Source organism: Streptomyces sp. NPDC093109, from assembly GCF_040701725.1.
Taxonomy (GTDB): Bacteria; Actinomycetota; Actinomycetes; order Streptomycetales; family Streptomycetaceae; genus Streptomyces.
Genome location: NZ_JBFBEZ010000001.1, coordinates 517,233 through 532,144 on the forward strand (window position 1 = coordinate 517,233; position 14,912 = coordinate 532,144).

At 71.9% G+C, this 14,912-nt stretch carries 13 protein-coding genes; 1 reads left to right on the forward strand and 12 read right to left on the reverse strand.

Annotated elements, in window-relative coordinates:
* Window positions 1–20: 20 nt before the first annotated feature.
* The 7 genes from AB0389_RS02205 to AB0389_RS02235 all read right to left on the reverse strand — a co-directional run bounded on the left by AB0389_RS02205 (window position 21) and on the right by AB0389_RS02235 (window position 7,905).
* Entirely contained in the window at window positions 21–1,079 is a 1,059-nt protein-coding gene (locus AB0389_RS02205; protein ID WP_366393382.1) for an NAD(P)-dependent alcohol dehydrogenase, read from the reverse strand.
* Window positions 1,076–1,837: a hypothetical protein gene (locus AB0389_RS02210; protein ID WP_366393383.1), complete on the reverse strand. Its 762-nt coding sequence runs from the start codon at window positions 1,835–1,837 to the stop codon at window positions 1,076–1,078. Before AB0389_RS02210 ends, AB0389_RS02205 begins: the two co-directional genes overlap by 4 nt.
* Entirely contained in the window at window positions 1,834–3,297 is a 1,464-nt protein-coding gene (gene xylB, locus AB0389_RS02215) for a xylulokinase (protein WP_366393384.1), read from the reverse strand. Before xylB ends, AB0389_RS02210 begins: the two co-directional genes overlap by 4 nt.
* Window positions 3,294–3,968 (reverse strand): SIS domain-containing protein, encoded by a 675-nt coding sequence (locus AB0389_RS02220; RefSeq protein WP_366393385.1) that lies wholly within the window; start codon window positions 3,966–3,968, stop codon window positions 3,294–3,296. Before AB0389_RS02220 ends, xylB begins: the two co-directional genes overlap by 4 nt.
* 107 nt (window positions 3,969–4,075) lie before the next feature.
* Window positions 4,076–5,146 (reverse strand): substrate-binding domain-containing protein, encoded by a 1,071-nt coding sequence (locus AB0389_RS02225; RefSeq protein ID WP_366393386.1) that lies wholly within the window; start codon window positions 5,144–5,146, stop codon window positions 4,076–4,078.
* A 129-nt stretch (window positions 5,147–5,275) separates the two neighbouring features.
* Window positions 5,276–6,292 (reverse strand): ABC transporter permease, encoded by a 1,017-nt coding sequence (locus tag AB0389_RS02230; RefSeq protein WP_366393387.1) that lies wholly within the window; start codon window positions 6,290–6,292, stop codon window positions 5,276–5,278.
* Window positions 6,289–7,905, reverse strand: coding sequence for a sugar ABC transporter ATP-binding protein (locus AB0389_RS02235; RefSeq protein WP_366393388.1), 1,617 nt, complete (start codon window positions 7,903–7,905; stop codon window positions 6,289–6,291). The genes AB0389_RS02230 and AB0389_RS02235 overlap by 4 nt, the downstream gene beginning before the upstream one ends.
* 155 nt (window positions 7,906–8,060) lie before the next feature.
* Here AB0389_RS02235 and AB0389_RS02240 point away from each other — a divergent pair, with 155 nt between their 5' ends.
* The gene (locus AB0389_RS02240) at window positions 8,061–9,005 is read left to right on the forward strand and encodes a sugar-binding domain-containing protein (protein WP_366393389.1); all 945 of its coding nucleotides are present in this window, start codon (window positions 8,061–8,063) and stop codon (window positions 9,003–9,005) included.
* A 163-nt stretch (window positions 9,006–9,168) separates the two neighbouring features.
* On the opposite strand, the gene AB0389_RS02245 is transcribed toward AB0389_RS02240, so the two are convergent.
* The 5 genes from AB0389_RS02245 to AB0389_RS02265 are packed head-to-tail and all read right to left on the reverse strand — an operon-like array spanning window position 9,169 to window position 14,902.
* Complete coding sequence (locus AB0389_RS02245; protein WP_366393390.1) at window positions 9,169–10,620, reverse strand: ATP-binding cassette domain-containing protein; 1,452 nt, start codon at window positions 10,618–10,620, stop codon at window positions 9,169–9,171.
* A gap of 29 nt (window positions 10,621–10,649) precedes the next feature.
* Window positions 10,650–11,474 (reverse strand): ABC transporter permease subunit, encoded by an 825-nt coding sequence (locus tag AB0389_RS02250; protein WP_366393391.1) that lies wholly within the window; start codon window positions 11,472–11,474, stop codon window positions 10,650–10,652.
* Window positions 11,471–12,445 (reverse strand): ABC transporter permease, encoded by a 975-nt coding sequence (locus AB0389_RS02255; RefSeq protein WP_366393392.1) that lies wholly within the window; start codon window positions 12,443–12,445, stop codon window positions 11,471–11,473. Before AB0389_RS02255 ends, AB0389_RS02250 begins: the two co-directional genes overlap by 4 nt.
* Window positions 12,442–14,037 carry an ABC transporter substrate-binding protein gene (locus AB0389_RS02260; protein WP_366393393.1) on the reverse strand — a complete coding sequence of 532 codons (1,596 nt, stop codon included), beginning with the start codon at window positions 14,035–14,037 and terminating at the stop codon, window positions 12,442–12,444. Before AB0389_RS02260 ends, AB0389_RS02255 begins: the two co-directional genes overlap by 4 nt.
* 10 nt (window positions 14,038–14,047) lie before the next feature.
* The gene (locus tag AB0389_RS02265) at window positions 14,048–14,902 is read right to left on the reverse strand and encodes a class I SAM-dependent methyltransferase (RefSeq protein ID WP_366393394.1); all 855 of its coding nucleotides are present in this window, start codon (window positions 14,900–14,902) and stop codon (window positions 14,048–14,050) included.
* Window positions 14,903–14,912: the final 10 nt, after the last annotated feature.

Sequence of the window (14,912 nt, forward strand, 5' to 3'; positions counted from 1 at the left end):
ATGTGGCGCGAACGCCCTTGCTACGGAGCGGTGGTGGGGGCGGAGACCGGGTAGACGACCGACTTGAGACCGGCCGGGTCGAGGTCGCTCTCCAGCGCCTCGGGGGCGTGGTCGAGGTCGAACCTGCCGGTGACCAGGGAGTCGAGGTCGACCTGCCCGTTCGCGGCCAGATGGATGGCGGCGGGCCAGGTGTCGGTGTACCGGAAGATGCCGGTGACGGTGATCTCACGGTTCTGGATGTGCTCGACGGGCAGCGGCATCTCCGAGGAGCCGAGTCCGACGAGCACGGCGCGGCCGGCCGGCCCGACGGCCTTGATGCCGGCCATGACGGCCGCCGGGGCGCCGCTGGCGTCGACGAAGGCGTCGACGTCGAGGCCCGCGGTGGCGATGTCGGTGTTGACCGGGTCGATCACCTCGGTGGCGCCGAAGCGCAGGGCGCGCTCGCGGCGCTCCGCGACGGGGTCGGAGACCACGATCCGCGCGGCTCCGAACGCCCGCGCGGTCTGGGCGCAGATGATGCCGATGGGCCCGGCGCCGGCGATGAGGATGCTGGATCCGGGGACGATACCGGCCTTGCGCATGGTGGTAATGGCCACCGACAGGGGCTCCAGGAGGGCCGCTGCCTCGTCGGAGAGTGCGTCGGGCACGGTGTGCGCGAACTCGGTGCGGATGACGCAGTATTCGGCGAAGGCGCCGTCCACCGGCGGGGTGGCGTAGAACTCCATGTCGGGGCAGAGGTTGTAGCGGCCCGCGCGGCACTGCCGGCAGCGGCGGCAGGGGCGCTGCGGTTCGACGGCGACGCGTTCGCCGACGCGCGTGGCGGGGACGTCCGTACCCACGGCCACGATGCGTCCGGACAGCTCGTGGCCGAGGATGAGGGGCGCGTCCACGACGAAGTCGCCGATGCGGCCGTGGCGGAAGTAGTGGGTGTCGGATCCGCACACACCGACCGCGGCGACGCGGATGACGACCTCGTCGGAGGCGCAGTCCGGGACCGGGACTTCCTTGACGGTCAGGGTGCGCGGACCGGTGAGCACACTGGCCTTCATGGTGGACGGAACGGTGCCGGTGCTGGTCATGGCAGATCCTCTCGGTGGGTCTCGGTACGAGGCGCGGGTGTGCTTACGGCGGGTGCGGTTACGGGTGCGGTTACGGGTGTCGCCGCGGTGAGCAGACTGCGGCCCGCCACGATGTAGGAGGCCCCCTGGTCGGCACACCGCTCGGCGACGGGCCCCGTGATGCCTCCGTCGACGGCCGTCGGCAGCATGGCGGCGAGGCGGGTGACCTCGGTGAGCATCGACGGGTCGGCGCTCTGCTTGGTGCCCGGCGGGATGAACATGACGAGCGCGCCGTCGATGCCGGGGGGAAGCTCCAGGACCCGCGCGCGCGGAGTGTGTTCCAGCCAGAGCGCGACCCCGCCGCGGTGGAGCGTGTCGATCGCGGCGGGGTGCCCGCCGATACGGGCGAGGTCCATGGTGACGGCCTCCGCACCGGCGCGGACTGCGGTCGCGACCGTCTCCTCGACGAGTTCGGCGGCCAGGGCGGCGGGCAGGGTGTCCGCGGCGATGAGGTGCAGATCGATCCTGGCGTGCGGAGCGGCGGCGCGCGCCGCCGCCAGCTCCCGCCCGCTGACACCGAGGCCGCGCCCGGTGGCGTCGACGATGATGTCGACGTGCACCCGGCAGTCGCGCGCGGCCAGCGCCGCCGCGGTGGTGGCGCGGTGCGCGGGCGGTACGGCGTAGAGGCTGCCGCCGACGGTGAAGGGCGGGAACTCCCGGTACCAGTCGCGCAGCGGATCGCGAGGATCACGGAGGGGGTCGTGCGCGGTCGCGGTCATGCCGGGTCCAGCCCGGTCACCGCGGCGGTGGCCCGGTAGTCGTGCCACGCCCCCGCCGGGAACGTACCGGGTTCGGCCGCGACACGGGTGGGCGGGGCCCAGGCGTCGCGTACGGAGACGACCGGTGTGCCGGTGGCGACGGCCGCGGCCTGTACGGCGGCGCCGCGGGCCGTCGCCTCTGCGGCGTCGGCCAGCAGGACCGGGCGCCGGACGGTGTCGGCCAGCAGCTGGGTGTACGCGGCGGAGCGGGCGCCGCCGCCCACCGCGAGCACGCGTCCCGACGTGGGCACGGCGCTGCGCTCCAGGTGGCCCTGGCCCGTGTAGAGCCCGAAGATGACTCCTTCGTAGGCGGCGCGGGCCAGTTGTTCCCTGGTGGTGTGGGAGGTGATGCCGCTGAGGAGCCCGCGGGCGGCGGGGCGGTTGGGCTTGCGCTCCCCGTCGAGGTACGCGGCCATCACCGGGCGCGGGCCGAGGGCCGGGGCGCTCAGGGCGAGCCGGGAGAGCTCCTCGTGTGCCACGCCCAGGAGCCGGGCGAAGGTGTCGGTGACCTTGGCCGCGTTGAGCGTGCTGACCAGGGGGACATAGCCGTTGGCCATGTCGGCGACACCGTCGACGAAGCCCTCCAGGTCGTGGACGGCGTTCTCGCTGACGCCCATGACGACACCGGAGGTGCCGAAGGAGTACATGAGGTCGCCCGGGACCATGCCGAGCCCCAGGGCGGCGGCGTGCTGGTCGCCGCCGCCGGCGCCGGCCAGGACCGGTCCGCGCAGGCCCAGGGCGTTCAGCGCCTCGGAGGTGAGCTCGCCGGCCGGCTCGTCGGGTCCGAGGACGGCCGGGAGCATGGGCAGCCAGTCGGCGGCGGTGATGAGGTCCAGGTGCTCGGTGAGGTAACGATTCTCCGACGCGTCGTAGTACGCGGTGCCCGACGCCTCGGAGCGGTCGGTCACGGCGCGGCCCGTGAGCCGGAACGTGAGGTAGTCGTGCGGCAGCAGGATGCGGCGCACCCGGGCGAAGGAGTCCGGTTCGTGGCGGGCCAGCCAGGCGATCTTGCTCAGGGTGAAGGCCGCCGTGGGCAGGGATCCGGTGCGGTGGATGAGGGCCGTGTCGCCGATCCGGGAGCGCAGGTCGAGGAGTTCGGGGGTGGAGGTGGTGTCGTTCCAGAGTTTGGCCGGCCGGATCACCTCGTCGTGGGCGTCGAGCACGACCAGTCCGTGGCACTGCGCCGCGACACTGATGGCGGCGATGTCGCCGGGCGCCGCGCCGGCGTCGCGCACGGCGGCGGCGAAGGCCAGGACGAACGCGTCCCACCAGGCCTGCGGGTCCTGCTCACTGGCCGGCGGGGTGGCCGGCGGGTGCGGGGCCGAGCCGCTGCCCACGAGCCGGCCGTCGTGGAGGCCGCGCAGTTCGACCTTGCACGACTGTGTGGAGGAGTCCACACCTGCGACGAGTGTGCCGGTCACGGGGCCTCCTCGGCGGTACGGGGTCCGGTGTGCGTGTCCAGACGCATCTGGTCCGGGAGGGTCTCCTGCTGCCCGACGATACCTCCGGGATGGGTGGAGATGACCTCGGCCCAGCTGTACTGGCGCGCGCTCATCAACACGGCGACCAGGGCGTCTCCCCAGGCGCCCGCCACCAGGGTGGATCCGGTGGCGACGAGTCCGCCGAGGTCCGCTTCCGCCGGGTCGGTGGTGATCGTGACGACATGGCTGGCGGCGGCGGCGAATTCGGAGGCCGGGCTCTCGGTGACGGCGACGACCCGGACGTCGCGCTCCTCCAGCCGGGTGACCAGCTGGGTCAGTTCCGCGGACTTGCCGCCCTTGGAGAAGGCGATGACGAGGTCGGAGGGGGCGATCGAGCCCATTCCGCCGTGCAGGGCGTCCAGGCAGGGGAGGTAGAACGCCGGGGTGCCCGTGACGGCGAGCAGATGGGACAGGCGCTCGGCCATGATGCCGGAGGTGCCGGTCCCCGTCGTGATCACCTTGCCGGTTCCGGCGAGGATCAGGCCGACGACATGGGCGGTGCTCCGGTCCACCTGGTCCACCAGGTTGGTCAGAGCGGCCGCTTCGAGCCGGATCAGGTCGCGAGCGGCGTCGAGTATGGTCTGGACGGACGCGTCGGGCGTGCCGTTCATGGGCGCCTCGTGGGGGTGTAGGAACGTGGTGGGAAGCAGCCGGGCTCTCTCGGCCGGCCGGGGGTCCCGGCCGGGGCGGTCGCGCCCGGTCTGCTTCCCGCGGGGAATCACTGCTGCTTCTGGCCGGGGATGCCCTCGTAGGCGATGTCGCCCGTCTTGAGGTTCTCCTCCGTCATCTTCGGCAGCTGGGCCAGGAAGTCCGACCGGCCGGTGACGACGTGCTCGATGGCGACCCCGACGTTGTCCTTCGTGATGGCGGGCATGATGTAGACGGGCTCGGTGGAGACCTTCTCGTCGCGGACGATCTTGTCAGCGACGGCGAGTCCGGCGGAGAGCTCGACGGTGCCGTTCTGGAGCGACGTGCCGATGAAGCTGCCGTCCTTGACCGCGTTGAGGCCGTCCTGGATGCCGTCGATACCGACGATCGGGACGTTCCGGCCGGCTTCCTTGAGCGCCTGGAGGGCGCCCAGGCCCATGTCGTCGTTCTGGGAGACGACGCCGTCGATCTTTCCGCCGAAGGCGGAGATCCAGTTCTTCATCTTGTTGACGGCCTCGTCCCGCTTCCAGTTCGCGGTGTCCTTGGCCAGGACCTTGATGTCCGGGTACTTGGCCAGGACCTTGTCGATGCCCTTGCCGCGGTTGATCTCGCCCGAGCCGCCGAGCGGACCCTGGAGGACGACGATGTTGCCCTTGCCGCCCAGTTTCTTCGCCATCATCTCCATCTCCTGGGCGCCGGCGGCGACATCGTCCGGCTGCACGCTCGCGGCCAGGTCGCTGCTGTTGAGTTCGGCGTTGACGGCGAGGACGGGGATCTTCTTCTTCTTGGCCTCGGCGATCTGCGGGGCCAGGGAGTCGGCCTGCACGGGGACGACGATGATGGCGTCGACGCCTGCGTTGATCAGCTGGTCGACCTGGTTGGCCTGAGTGGAGACGTCGTTGTTGGCCGAGTTCCAGACCAGCTCGATGTTGTTGGCCTTGGCGTAGGTCTCCATGCCCTCCTTGCCCTCGGTGATGAAGGAGGACATGTTGTAGACGGTGACACCGACGCGCAGACGGCGGTCCGCGTCGTTGCCGCCGGAGTTCTTGGCCGGGTCCCCGGCGCCACAGGCCACGAGGCCGACGGCCATGCCGGAGACGGCGATACCGGTGAGGATTCTGTTTCTGGCGGGACGGTTCATGGCTCTTTTTTCCTTTGCTGGTACGGGCGTGCGGGCACACGGGCAGCACGGAGGAGGAAGTGGCGGAGAAGGTGCGGGGGCGCGGGGCTCGGGGCTCAACGCGTACGGCTTACGAGTCGCGGCGTACCGCTAGGTGACGCGTCGGCGGGCGGACCAGGTGTCGACGGCGACCGCCGCGACGATCAGGACGCCCTTGATCACGTTCTGCCAGTAGGCGGGGACCGTCAGGATGTCCAGGCCGTTGTTGAGCGTCTGGATGAGCAGCAGGCCCAGGACGGTGCCGAAGACCGTGCCGCGGCCTCCCATCAGGCTGGCGCCGCCGATGACGACCGCCGCGATGGCGTCGAGTTCGTACCCCCGGCCGAGGTCGGGGGCGCCGGAGATCACCCGGGAGGCGAGCATGACCCCGGAGAGGCCGGCGAGCATCCCGGAGATCGCGTAGACGCTGAAGAGCACGTTGCGGGCGTTGACGCCGGCGATCTCGGAGGCCACGCGGTTGCCGCCGACGGCGTAGACGCGCAGGCCGTAGGCCGTCCTGCGCATGATCGCCGCGAGGACGACGATTCCGACGATCATGACGATCACCGGGACCTTGAGGCCCAGGAAGCTGGAGTTGGCGATCTTCCCGAAGTCGGACGACAGCCCGCTGATGGGCGCACCGCCGCCGATGACGTACGCGATCCCGCTGCCGGCCGTGAGCATGCCGAGGGTGGCGATGAACGGTGGCACGTTGAGCCGGGAGACGAGGAATCCGTTGACGGACCCCGCCACCAGCCCGACCAGCATGGCGGCCACGATGGGCAGGAACAGGTTGCCCGGGTAGTTCTTCGCGGTCCAGGCCGCGGTCATCCCCGAGGCGGCGATGACCGAGCCGACGGAGAGGTCGATGCCCCCGGTGAGGATCACCAGGGTCTGGCCCAGGGCGATCAGCGCGAACGGGGCCGCGGCGATCAGGATGGTCTGGAGGTTGTCGACCGTTCCGAACCGGGCGCTGCGGTACGAGAAGTAGCCGATCACCAGCAGCAGTACGAGGAACATCGAGTACCGCAGCGCCATGGCCTTCAGCCAGGCGGCGCTGATGCGGCTGCCCTGCCCGTCCGGCGCCGAGGGGCCCGGGGAGGTGTCGTGGGTGGAGAGTGCGGTCATGAGGCGTTGTCCTTGCCCGGTGAGGGGGATGGTGTGTCCGCCGGCGATGGGGCGGGGCGGCCGGCCGGTGCGGCAGTCGTCCCACTGCCCGCCAGACCGGCCGCGATCCGGAAGATGGTGGCCTGTACATCGGCGCTGTCGAGTTGCTCGCGGTCCAGCTCCGCGGCGACGGCGCCGCCGCGCAGGACCAGCGCCCGGTGGGAGAGACCGAGGATCTCCGGCATGTCGGACGAGGCCATCACCACGGCCATGCCCTCGGCGGCCAGGTCGGCGATGATCCGGTAGATCTCCGACCGCGCGCCGACGTCCACGCCCCGGGTGGGCTCGTCCAGCAGCAGTACGCGGACGTCGCTGGTGAGCCAGCGGGCGATCACGACCTTCTGCTGGTTGCCGCCGGACAGGGTGCCGACGGACTGGCCGGTGCCGCGGCTGCGCAGCCGTACCGACTCCATGGCCTTGTCGATCTTGCTGGTACGGGCGGAGTTCCTGAGCCAGCCGGCGATGCTGAAGTCCGCGAGGCGGGGCAGTGTGGCGTTGTCGAGGATGCTCATGGACAGCACGGCCCCGGCGCCCTTGCGGTCCTCCGGTACGAACGCGATCCCGCTGCGGATCGATCCTGCCGGGGTGCGCCGTGCCACGGGGGTGCCGTCCACGGAGACCGTTCCGCCGTCGTCGGAGCGCGCCCCGAAGATGCTCTCCAGCAGCTCCGTGCGCCCGGCGCCGACGAGACCGGCGAGGCCGAGGATCTCGCCCTTGCGGACGGTGAGGGTGACCGGTGCCGGGCTGCCGGTGACCCGCAGGTCGCGGACCTCCAGGACCGGTTCGGCGGCGGGGGGCCGCACCGGGGGGAAGAGGCTCTCCAGATCGCGGCCGATCATGGCGGTCACGATGTCGTCGTCGCTCACCTCGGCCATGCTCCGGTCGGCGACGAGGGTGCCGTCGCGCAGGACCACCACCCGGTCGGCGAGCGCCCGCATCTCCTCCATCTTGTGCGTGGTGTACATCACGGCCACGCCGGTCGACCTGAGGCGCCTGATCAGTGTGTACAGGCTGTCGACCTCGTGCTTGGCGATGGCCGAGGTCGGCTCGTCGAGCAGCAGGACCTTCGCACCGCGGTGGGTGCACTTGACGATCTCCACGATCTGGCGCAGTCCCACCGGCAGCCGGGACATCCGCGTGGTCGGTTCGATCCCGACCTCGAAGACGTCCAGGGCGCTGCGGGCGGCGGCGATCATGGCCTGCCGGTCCAGCAGCCCGAGGCGTGTGCGGGTCTCGTGGCCGACGAACAGGTTCTCGTAGACGGTCATGTCGTCGATGGAGGCCAGCTCCTGCGGCACGATCGCGACCCCGAGCCGGTGGGCGGCCTTGGGGTCGCCCGCGGTCAGCCGCTCCCCGCGGACGTGTACGACGCCGCGGTCGGCCCTGAGCTGGCCCGAGGCGATCTTCATCATGGTCGACTTGCCGGCGCCGTTCTCCCCGGCGAGGGCGGTGACCGTCCCCGGCTGCAGGGCGAGACCGGCTCCTTTGAGGACCGGCACGCCGCCGAAGGACTTGTACAGCTCCCGGCATTCCAGCATGGCGGGCGCGGCTGCTATTGCTCCGTCGCTATCCATCACGGCTCCTTCCCCGAGGCAACGATGGCTGGGGCGTTCTCCCCGCCTCCCGTGGCGAGTGGTGCCATGCTGACCCCGGATTGCTCACACGTCAATGCATTGCTCATGTGAGCACTCATTTGCTGACTCGACTCACATTAGGGCAGGATGACGTCATGGCCGGGACAAGAGATGTGGAACTCATGGGGCGCGTCGCGCGCCTGTACTACCTGGGCGGTCTGACCCGGGTTCAGATCGCGGAGCGCCTCGGCATCTCCCGGTTCAAGACGGGCCGGTTGCTGGACGCCGCGCTGGAGACGGGCCTGGTCACCATCACCATCAAGCCCAGCGCCCTCATCGCGCCGGAGGTCTCCGACGCCCTCGCCGGACGGTTCGGGCTGCGGCACGCGTACGCGGTACGGGTCGACGAGACCGGCGACGAGGAGGCGGACCGCGCGCAGATCCACGACCGCCTCGGCAGAGTGGCCGCCGGCGTCCTGGCCGAGACGGTCACCAAGGACGATGTCCTCGGCCTCGACAGCGGGCGGACGGTCAGTCACATCGCGGACCATCTGGCCCGGTTGCCGCCGTGCGACGTCGTCCAGCTCACCGGGCTGACCGGCACGGTCCAGCAGACGGGCCTGGAGATACTCGGCCGCATCACCTCGGTCAGCGGGGGCCGGGCCCATCCCATCTACGCCCCGATGATCACGCCCGACCCCGACTCCGCCGAGTCGCTCCGCCGTCAGCCCGGCGTCAAGTCGACCATCGCCCAGTACCGCAAGGTGACCCGGGCCGTCGTCTCGGTCGGCTCGTGGACTCCGCCGGAGTCACAGGTGTACGACCGGCTCGTCCCGGCCGAGCGGGAAGCGCTGCTGGCCTCCGGCGTGGCGGCCGAGACCTGCGCCCTCATGTTCGACGCCGAGGGCCAGGCGCTGCGCGGCCTGGACGACCGCAGGATCGGCATCTCGCTCCAGGATCTCCGCGCCATCGACAACGTCATCGGCGTCGCGGGGGGACCCACCAAGCGCGACGCCATCTCGGCGCTTCTCCGCTCCGGGATCCTGAACACCCTCGTCGTCGACGAACCCACCGCCCGCGCACTGCTCACCTGGCCCTAGGGCGTGTTGAGAAAGTCCCGCCTGCCAGGCGACGCCTGGCACGCACGCTCGCCGCGTTGTCGGGATCACCCCAGTACGTCCAGTACTGGGGCGCCCCTCCGCCTTGCGATCGCACGCACCAGACGCCGCCAGGCCCGCCCTACGGGCGGACGGCGCTACTTTCTCAACACGCCCTAGGCGGATCGCTCCGGCACACCCCGTCCGTCAGCCGGACGACCCGGTGGGCCCGGGCCGCGGTGTGCGGATCGTGGGTGATGAGGACCAGGGACAGACCGTTGTGGGTGTGCGGCAGCGTGGCGAGGAGGGACAGGAGGGAGCGGCGGGTGACGGTGTCGAGCCCGGACGTGATCTCGTCGCAGATCAGTACGCGGGGGCGGGCCAGCAGCGCGCGGGCCAGGGCGGCACGCTGAAGTTCGCCGCCGGACAGGTCCGTTGGGCGCCGGCGTACCGCATCGTCATCGAGGCCCAGCGCGTTCAGCGTGGTCAGTGCCTCGGCCAGGGCCTCGGGGGCGGGCGTGTTCCGCAGCCGTACGGCCGTACGGGCCACCTGGTCGAGGACCGGGCGGTACTCGTCGAACGCCGCGCGCACGTCCTGGAACACGTACTGCACCGCCGCCAGTTGCTCCCTGCTCCTGGCCCGCACACTGCGCGGCAGCGGGACGCCGTCCAGCAGTACCTCCCCCTCGTGGTCCCGGTGCAGCCCCGCCAGACAGCGGGCCAGGGTCGTCTTCCCGCTGCCCGAGCGGCCCACCACCGCCAGGAACTCGCCCTCGCGCACCGTCAGGGCGGCTCCGCGCAGTGTCAGCGCGGTGTGCCGCCCGCCGCGGTGTCCCACCGTGATGCCCCGGGCCTCCAGGACCGTCCTTCCGGGCTCCGCCGGCGCGTTCACCGTCGCCGTCGCCTCGTCCTCGCTCGACAGCAGTTCCTTCGTCCAGCTGTCCCTCGGCCGTTCCCACAGCCGCTCCGGCGGTCCCGACTCCACCACTCTTCCGCCGCGCATCACCAGCACCTCGTCCGCCAACTCCCTGACGATGCCCAGGTCATGGGTGAGCAGCAGCACCCCCATGCCCCGGCGCGCCACCGCCGCCAGCTGCTCGGCGATCAGCCTCTTCGTCAGCGGGTCCTGGCCGGTCGTCGGCTCGTCCGCCACCAGCACCCGGGCGCCCAGCAGCAGGGCCTGCGCCAGCACCACCCGCTGCTGCTGGCCGCCCGACAGCTGATGGGGATAGCGGCTCAGCAGGGCCTCGGACGGGTCGAGCTGGGCGTCCCGAAGCGCCTGGCGCACCCGTGCACGCGCCGTCGCTCTCCGGTCGCGGCGGCGCGGTTCCCCCCGCCCGCCCCGCGCGATGTCCCGCAGCAGCGCGTCCACCCGGCGCGCCGGATTCAGCACCGCGGCCGGGTGCTGCGGTACGTATCCGACCAGCCCGTCCGGCACCCGTACCTCGCCCGTCACCCTCGCCCCCGCCGGGAACTCGCCCAGCAGGGCCAGGCCCGTCGTCGTCTTGCCGCTGCCGGAGGCGCCCACCAGCGCGATGATCCTGCCGGGCTCGACGCGCAGGTTCACCCCGTCGACGATCGCACGGCCCACCCGGCCCGCGCCGCCTCCAATCTCCACCCTCAAGTCCCTGACCTCGGCGATCGCGTTCACTGGTGCCTCTCGTCCACGGCCGGCCGCCGGTCCCGCACGGCGTCGAAGAGCACATTGCCGCCCATCGTCAGGGCGACGATCAGCAGGGCCGGCACCACCACGGCCCAGGGCTGGAGGAACAGCCCCGTACGGTTGCGGTCCACCATCACCGCCCAGTCGGCCGCGTCCGGAGCGACTCCCACGCCCAGGAAGGCCGCTGTCGACACCAGATACAGCACGCCCGTCAGGCGCACTCCCATGTCCGCGGCCACGGTGCGGGCGGTCGATCTGCCGACATAGCCGACCGCCGTACGCCACCAGGTCTCCCCCTGCATCCGCAGCGCCTCGACCGCCGGACGCGAGGCCGCCTCCGCCGCCGCGGCCCGTACGATCCTGGCCGCGTCCGGGATGTTGACGAGCGCCACCAGCACCGCGAGACCCACGGGACCGGGCGCCAGCACGGCCGAGACCAGCAGGATCATCAGCAGCGACGGCACGGCGAGCAGCACGTCCAGCGGCCGCATCAGCAGCTCTTCGAGCCGGCGGCGGTGCGTGAGCGCGGCGGTGAGGGCCAGCGGCAGCGCCACCGTGTACGTCAGGGCCGTCGCCGCCAGGGCGGTCAGCAGTACGGGGCGGCCTCCCAGCAGCACCAGGCGCCACACGTCGCGCCCCACGAAGTCCGTCCCCAGCCAGTGGCCGCCGCCCGTGGTGAAGGACGTGCCGCGCGGGCCGGGTTCCCCCGCCCACAGCGGTCCGCACACGGCCAGTACGGCCGGAACGGCGAAGAGTACGGCCGCCGCCACCCGCACCGCGCCCCCACCGGCGCCAGGTCGCGCGCTCACGCCGCCATCCCCGCCCGCGGCGTCAGCCTGCGCGCCACCAGATCCGCCCCCAGATTGAGGACGACGGTGGTGACCCCGAAGACGACCGCCAGCCCCTGCACCACCGGCACATCGCGCTCCGCCACCGCGTTCATCAGTACGGTCCCCAGCCCCGGGATCACATACAGCGCCTCCACCACGATCACACCGCAGAGCAGCCAGTCGACCGTACGCGCCAGCTGCTGCACCGCCGGTGCGATCGCGTTCGGCAGGGCGTGCGCGTAGCGGACCCGGGCCCCGGCGATCCCGTACCGCCTGGCCTGCGCGGCGTACGGTGACGCCAGCGCGTCGATCATGCCCGCCCGCACCAGCCGGGTCAGGGAACACACCGGCCGCGACAGCAGGATCAGCACCGGCAGCACCAGCGCCGCCGGATGGGACAGCAGATCCGTGCCGTACCCCAACGCGGTCGGCGGCAGCCACTCCAGGCGCAGCGCGAAGAGTGTGATCAGCAGGGTGCCGAGGGCGAACTCCGGTACGGCGTAGACGCCCAGCGTCACCGAGCTGACCAGCCGGTCCGGCAGACGCCCCTCGTAACGGGCGGCCAGCACCCCCAGGCCGACACCGAGCGGCACCAGCGGTGTCACGGTGAGGGCGGCGAGCAGCAGGGTCGGTCCGTAGCCGTCGGCGAGGTACGAGGAGACGGGCCGGCCCGAGGCCAGCGAGGTGCCGAGATCGCCGTGCGCCAGCCCCGCCGTCCAGTCCAGCAGACGTACGTACGCGGGCCGGTCCAGCCCCATCGCCTCGCGGATGGCGGCGATGCGCGCCGGATCGGGCTGGTCACCGGCGAGCGCCACGGCGGCGTCGCCCGGCAGCGCCTCGGTGAGGACGAAGACGAGCAGCACCACGGCCGCGGTCTGCGCCGTCCCGAGGAGCAGCCGTCGCGCGGTCCAGCTCCGGAGCGGTGTGAAGGCAGGACCGTCCCGTCTCACGCCAGCCACACCTTGTCGAAGCGTGCCCAGTCCAGTGTGTTGGCCGGTGCTTGGGGGGCAACTCCCTTCACCTTCGGGGACGTTCCCAGGATCCAGTCGGCGAATCCCCAGATCAGAAAGCCGCCCTCGGCATGGAGCCGGCGCTGCATGCGCACGTAGACGGCGGCCCGGCGGGCGGGATCCCCGGTGGACTGCGCCTGCTGGTAGAGGTCGTCGAAGTCCTGGTGGTGCCACTTGGTCGCGTTCGTCGTCGAATCGGTCAGCAGGCGCTGGGAGATGTGCGACTCGATGGGCATGGCCCCGGACCGGTAGCTGCACAGCGTCCCGGAGTCGAGGATGTCCTTCCAGTAGCTGTCCTTGCTGCCCGTGCGCACCTCGATCCTCACCCCGGCCTTCGCCGCCTGGTCCCGGAAGACGGTGGCGGCCTCGGTGAATCCGGCCGCCACCGGCGAGGTGTCGAGGGTGACCCGCAGGCCGTCGGCGCCCGCCTTCTTCAGCAGGGCGCGGGCGCGGTCGAGGTCCTGGGTGCGCTGGGGCAGGCCGTCGGCGTAGTACTCGTACCCCTTGCCGAACAGGTCGTTGCCGATCTCGCCCGCCCCGGACAGCGCTCCGGCCACCAGTTCCTCGCGGTCGGCGATCAGGAAGAACGCCTCGCGGACCCGCCGGTCGTCGAACGGCGGCCGGTCGGTCTTCATGGCGAACGCCTGCATGGCGCTGTTGCGCAGCCGCACGATCTCGATCCGCCCCTTGTTCTCATGGGCGCGGGCGGTGGCGGGGTTGAGTTCGTGCGCGTACTCGACCTGGCCGCCGAGGAGCGCGTTGACGCGCGCGGACTCCTCGTTGGCGACGACGATCTCCAGCTCGTCGAGGTGCGGCGGGCCGTCCCAGTAGTCGTCGTTGCGCCGGAAGAGCGCGGAACGGCCAGGGGCGAAGGAGACGAGGCGGAAGGGGCCGCTGCCGACGGGCTTCTTGTCGAAGTCCGCCGGTCCTGAGATCTCCGGGACGATGTACGCGCCGAACGCCGCGAGCACATTGGGGAATTCGGCGGTCGGCCGCTTGAGGACGAACTCGACGGTGCGGTCGTCCGGCGCCCTGCTGGCGGTCAGGTCGATGGGTTCCAGGGACGCCCTGGCGCGGAACGCCTGTTTCGGGTCGGCGATCCGGCGGTAGCTGTACAGGACGTCGGCGGCCGTCACCGGCTTGCCGTGGTGGAAGGCCGCCTCGCGCAGGGTGACCTTCCACCGGTCGAGGCGCGCGTTGGGTTCCCACTTCTCGGCCAGGCGCGGTCGCGCGGCGAGATCGGGTCCGTAGTCGGCGAGCTTGTCGAAGAGCGCCTTGGCGCGGGCGACATCGGCGAAGAGGTTGCTCAGATGCGGGTCGAGTGTCTCGCTGGCGCCGCCGCCGGCGAAGGCGGCGCGCAGCCGCCCGCCGCGTCTCGGCTTTCCGCCGCTGTTGTTGTCGGAGGAGGTACGGGGGGTGTCCTGGCCCGAGCAGCCGGTGAGCGCGAGCGCGCCGAGCCCGGCGGCGAGGCCTCCGGCGGCGGTGAGCAGGCTCCGGCGGTGCGGGCCGGGGAGGTGCGTGTGGTGGGTCATGTCCGCTTCCTTAGAAGGTCGTTGAAGTGGTGCGGCGCGCTGTCACATGCAGCCGGTCGCCGTCCGCGGTGCCGGGCCCGCCGGCCCCCTCGTGCCACGGCGGTTCGGTACGGGGCCCCGGCCCGTCGTCCAGGCCGAGCACCTCGAAGCCGTGCCGGGCGAGCACGTACCGCAGCTCCTGGGGGAAGAGCAGCCGCCACGCGGAGCACTGCTCGACGGGGGGCGAGCCGTCGTCGGCGGTCCAGATACGGCGGCGGCGCAGCAGCTGCGCGGCCCGGTCGACGGAGAGTGTGGTGGTGGAACGGTGGACGGTGCCCCGCCAGGTGAAGGTGTGCTGGACGGGGGTGTCGAGCAGGTCCGTGCGGCCCAGGTGGTACGCGCCGTTGCGCATCTCCGCGACGAGCAGGCCGCCGGGGGCCAGCGCGCGCCGGCAGGAGGAGAGGAGCCCGTCGAGTTCGTCGTTGGTACGGCAGTACAGCAGCGCGCTGTCCAGGCACACCACGGCGTCGAAGGCGCCCTTCCCCAGGTCGAAGGCGCGCAGGTCGGCCCGGACGTACCGCGGTCCCGGATGGTGGGCGCGGGCGTACTCCAGCATCGCGTCGGACAGATCGGCGCCGGTGACCGCGCGGTGGCCCGCGTGGTGCAGATGGGCGGCGTCGCGGCCGGTGCCGCAGCCGAGGTCGAGGACGCGCGGCCCGGCTCCGTACCGGCGCAGGCGGTCCTCGGCCCAGCGTCCGGCGAGGCGTTCGGGGTCGGGGAAGCGCGCTTCGTACAGCGCGGGATGGTCGGTGAGCAGGTTGCGGGCGGCTGGGGTGCCGGTGTGCCGGGTGGGAGTGTGCCGCGCTTCGGTGTGTTCCGTTGTCATCCCGTATCCC